At 66.0% G+C, this 3,981-nt stretch carries 5 protein-coding genes; 2 read left to right on the forward strand and 3 right to left on the reverse strand.

Features of this window, described 5'->3' with window-relative positions:
* Positions 1 to 364: 364 nt before the first annotated feature.
* Entirely contained in the window at positions 365 to 1,171 is an 807-nt protein-coding gene (locus ABYB95_RS18660; RefSeq protein ID WP_372660248.1) for a siderophore-interacting protein, read from the reverse strand.
* A 31-nt stretch (positions 1,172 to 1,202) separates the two neighbouring features.
* Entirely contained in the window at positions 1,203 to 1,682 is a 480-nt protein-coding gene (locus ABYB95_RS18665; protein WP_372660250.1) for a DUF2798 domain-containing protein, read from the reverse strand.
* A 77-nt stretch (positions 1,683 to 1,759) separates the two neighbouring features.
* Here ABYB95_RS18665 and ABYB95_RS18670 point away from each other — a divergent pair, with 77 nt between their 5' ends.
* Positions 1,760 to 2,197, forward strand: a complete 438-nt coding sequence (locus tag ABYB95_RS18670; protein ID WP_372660252.1) for a MarR family winged helix-turn-helix transcriptional regulator — start codon at positions 1,760 to 1,762, stop codon at positions 2,195 to 2,197.
* A gap of 33 nt (positions 2,198 to 2,230) precedes the next feature.
* On the opposite strand, the gene queG is transcribed toward ABYB95_RS18670, so the two are convergent.
* Positions 2,231 to 3,328 carry a tRNA epoxyqueuosine(34) reductase QueG gene (gene queG, locus ABYB95_RS18675; protein ID WP_372660254.1) on the reverse strand — a complete coding sequence of 366 codons (1,098 nt, stop codon included), beginning with the start codon at positions 3,326 to 3,328 and terminating at the stop codon, positions 2,231 to 2,233.
* On the opposite strand from queG, the gene tsaE reads away from it, so the two are divergent.
* Complete coding sequence (gene tsaE, locus ABYB95_RS18680; RefSeq protein ID WP_372660256.1) at positions 3,311 to 3,871, forward strand: tRNA (adenosine(37)-N6)-threonylcarbamoyltransferase complex ATPase subunit type 1 TsaE; 561 nt, start codon at positions 3,311 to 3,313, stop codon at positions 3,869 to 3,871. The two genes, queG and tsaE, sit on opposite strands and share 18 nt — an antisense overlap.
* Positions 3,872 to 3,981 lie beyond the last annotated feature (110 nt).

Raw genomic sequence — 3,981 nt, forward strand, 5'->3', positions numbered from 1 at the left:
CGGCCGTAAAACAAAATCGTATGGTAGCTCTGGAATGTTGTTTAAATCACGCCTGTAGCGCATTCTGGATGTATGAACAGGCTCAACGAGCCCGCAAACCCTACGGGCTCCCTCCCTGATCCGCCATGCTGCATGGATCAGGTGCGCTGCCTGCGCTACCGCCTACAGATCGAGAAAATTTACGGCTTAGTGAACCGAAGCCATTGTGATGAAGGCAGCCCGCTGCGGCTGCATCCAAAGCCCGCGCGAAATGGCTCGCGACCGTAACCGCGGCCATCACCCTCAAGAGCGGGCGGCCAGCTACCCAAACGCGACCTGCACCAGCTCAACAGCGCATGAACACGCAGACCCGGCAGTCCCGCGCCTACAGCGTTTCGTGGTGCGCCGAGGCGCCGCGCTTCCAGTAGGCCGAGGCGCGCAGGCGCTCCTTGGCCAGCCCGTGTTGCTCCACCAGCACGCGGCGGGTCGTTGCCACCACCAGCGATTCGCCTGCGACCCATGCATAGCCCTCGCCCGGCGGCAAGCGCAGCTCGCGCACGGCCTGGGCCAGGCCGCCGTCTTGCACTTCGGTGAGCCAGCGCAGTTGCAGGTTGGCGCGGCTGGGCAGCACGCGGCGGTCGGCGGGGTCGGCGGTTTCGGCGATCACCAGGGCCTGGGTGCCGGCGGGCAACTCTTCCAGGCGGCGGGCGATGGCGGGCAGCGCGGTTTCGTCGCCCACCAGCAGATGCCAGTCAAAGCCCGTGGGCACCACGAAGGAACCACGCGGGCCGCCCACACCGGCTTCCTGCCCAACGCGCGCCTGTGCGGCCCACTGCGCGGCAAAGCCGTCGCCATGCAGGGCGAATTCGACGTCGAGCCAGCCTTGGGCGCTGTCAAACCGCTGCGGCGTGTAGTCGCGCAGCACCGGCCGTGGCGCGTGTTCGGGCCACTGGAGCCCGTCGGGCCCTGGTGTGGGCAACGGCAGTTCGCCGTCCGGCTCGGTGGGCAGCGCGAGCTTGAAATGGTCGTCGAAAGAAGCGCTGACAAACCCGCGCAGCGCCTCGCCCGCGAAGCGGATGCGGACCAGGTGCGGGCTGGGCCGGTGCACCTGCAGCACCCGCACGCGGCGGAACTGGAGCGGGTGGCGCAGCCGCTGCACGGCCAATGGATCAAGGGTGTCGGGTGTGGTCATGGTGGGCCTTGAAAGAGAGCGGCGGCGGGCTTCAGGCAGCAGACGGCTGCGGGGTTTGGACGGACATTCGGGCGATGCGGCCCTGGAGCCAGGGGCGAACCACAAAACCCATGAACAAACCAATGCACAAACCCAGGGGCAACGCCTGCACATAGGCGTGGGCCCAGGCGCTGGCCAGGCCGTCTTGCAAGCCCATGTTGGTGCCGGTGGCGATCGCCGTGACCACGGCCTCCATGCTCATGCCCATGAGCAGGGCGAACACCAGGCGGTGCTGCCACACGCGGTGGTCGGGAACGAGCCAGGCCACCAAGCGGGACACCAGGGCCATGATCACGCCGCCCATGGGCAGCACAAAGACGATGGCCAGGCCAGCGGCCGGCATCCAGCGCGAGACGAAACCAGCGTCCCAGCCGGTGTTGAGATAGGTCACCAAACCGGTGACCGACAGGCTGATCAGGATCGAGATCAGGAACACGGGGTAGATGACCCGCAACGTGCGCAGTGCTTGCATGTGTGATTTGCGTATATAGTTGATACTTACAACCATTATCAGCAACATTGGATGACACTGTCAACCATGTGGATATCATGAGACAAATCCCCAGCGCCGAACTTCTGGACCGCCTGCACCTGCTGATGCTGCGCTTTCACCGCCGCATGCACGACGCGGTGCGCGACGAAGGCGATGGTCTGGCGATCATGGAAGCCCGCGCCCTGGCCTTCTTCGCGCGCCACGAGGGCAACACCCAAAGCGATCTGGTGCAGCACACCGGGCGCGACAAGGCGCAAGTGGCCCGCCTGGTGAAAACCTTGCTGGACCGCGATCTGCTGGAAAGCGCCCGCGACCCGGACGATGGCCGCGTCCTGCGTCTGGCGCTCACAGCCAGCGGAAAAACCATGCAACGCAAGATGCAGCGGTACCGGGCCGCCTTTGAGCACGCGCTGGTCGAGGGCTTTGACGAGGCAGAGGTGCAGGACGCCATCGCCCTGCTCGACCGCATGGTGGCCAACGTCGGCGAAAAATGATCTGGCGCGGCGCACAGGCCGCCGGATACCGACTCAGACCGCTGTGCCCTGCGCCAGCGCCCAGGCCACGTGCTCGCGAACCACGGCACTCGGGTGCGCGGCGCGGGCCTGTAGCGCGGCCACCAGCGGCCCGCGCTCGGGGTTGGGGCCCAACAGGCGCAGCGCATTGCCCAAGGCCACGGCGATGTTGCGCAGCCAGCGCTCGTGACCGATGCGGCGGATCGGGCTGCCTTCGGTGTAATGCAAGAACCCGTCTTCGCTCCAGGCAAACAAGGCGATCAGCGTCGCCCCGCTCATGCCTTCGCGCTCGTCGAAATCGGGCAGGCGGCTGACCTGCGCGAACTTGTTCCAGGGGCAGACCAGTTGGCAGTCGTCACAACCGTAGATGCGGTTGCCCATGAGCGGGCGCAGTTCTTCGGGAATAGCCCCGGCGTGTTCGATGGTGAGGTACGAGATGCAACGCCGCGCGTCCAGCCGCTGCGGGCCGAGGATGGCTTGTGTCGGGCAAACATCGATACAGGCGCTGCAGGCGCCGCAGTGGTCGGTCACCGGTTCGCTGGGCGGCAGTGCAATGTCCAGGTAGATCTCGCCCAGAAAAAACATCGAGCCGCCTTCGCGGTTCAGCAGCAGTGTGTGCTTGCCGCGCCAACCCTGGCCGCTGCGGCTGGCCAGTTCGGCTTCGAGCACCGGCGCCGAATCGGTGAACACGCGGTGCCCCATCGGGCCCATCTCCGCCATGATGCGATCGGCCAGCTTCTGCAGCCGCCCGCGCAAAACCTTGTGGTAGTCGCGCCCCCTGGCATACACCGACACAATGGCTTCGTTGGGGCGGTCCAGCCGGGCAAGTTCGTGCGCCGCCCAGTCGGGTGGCGTGTCGCGGGGCAGGTAGTCCATGCGCGCGGTCAGCACACTCACCGTGCCCGGCACCAGTTCGGCCGGGCGCGCGCGCTTGAGTCCGTGCGTGGCCATGTAGCCCATGTCACCATGGAAGCCCGCGTCCAACCAGGCCAGAAGGCCGGGTTCCGCGGCGGCCAGATCGACACCGGCCACCCCAATTTGCGAAAATCCAAGCTCCCGGCCCCAGGCCTGAACCTGAAGAATCCATTGAGCAGCATCAAAACCGGTGGTCATTTGCCGCCCATTGTAGAAACGCCAGCGCCCGCGAACCCGGGAGACCGTGCGTGGCAGGGGCAATGGCACAGCGAAGCCGACACCGAACGCTTTGCCCAGCGCCTGGCCGCCAACCCGGCCATTTTGAACGCCACCATCCGCCTGCAAGGCGATCTGGGCGCGGGCAAGACGACGCTGGTGCGCCATGTGTTGCGCGCGCTGGGTGTGAGCGGGCGCATCAAAAGCCCCACCTATGCGGTGGTAGAACCGCACACCAGCAGCGCCTGCGCCTTGTTACCCGCTGGGCAAACGTTGCAAATATGGCACTTTGACTTCTACCGCTTCACCGATCCGCGAGAATGGGAAGATGCAGGCTTTCGTGAACTTTTCGCAAGCCCCGGTCTCAAGCTCGTGGAGTGGCCGGAGAACGCCGCCACCCTCATGGGCGCCGCCGACGCCACCATCGAACTGCAAGCCGATGGGGTTTCCGAGACCTCGCGCACCGTGCGCTTCACCCCACTCACCCCCGCAGGACACCAACTGCTGGCCGCACTGCAAGCATGAAAATCCCTGAATCGCTGGACCGCCGAACCCTGCTGCAAGCCGGCTCGCTGGTGTTGCTGCTCGGCGTGCAAGAGATCGCGCGCGGCGCGCAGGTGGTGGCGGTGCGCATC

The sequence above is a fragment of the Hydrogenophaga sp. genome (assembly GCF_041633695.1).
Taxonomy (GTDB): Bacteria; Pseudomonadota; Gammaproteobacteria; order Burkholderiales; family Burkholderiaceae_C; genus Hydrogenophaga.

Coding starts and splice junctions, on each gene's coding strand:
- ABYB95_RS18660 (WP_372660248.1), bottom strand. CDS start 1,171: ATGACCACACCCGACACCCTTGATCCATTGGCCGTGCAGCGGCTGCGC.
- ABYB95_RS18665 (WP_372660250.1), bottom strand. CDS start 1,682: ATGCAAGCACTGCGCACGTTGCGGGTCATCTACCCCGTGTTCCTGATC.
- ABYB95_RS18670 (WP_372660252.1), top strand. CDS start 1,760: ATGAGACAAATCCCCAGCGCCGAACTTCTGGACCGCCTGCACCTGCTG.
- queG (WP_372660254.1), bottom strand. CDS start 3,328: ATGACCACCGGTTTTGATGCTGCTCAATGGATTCTTCAGGTTCAGGCC.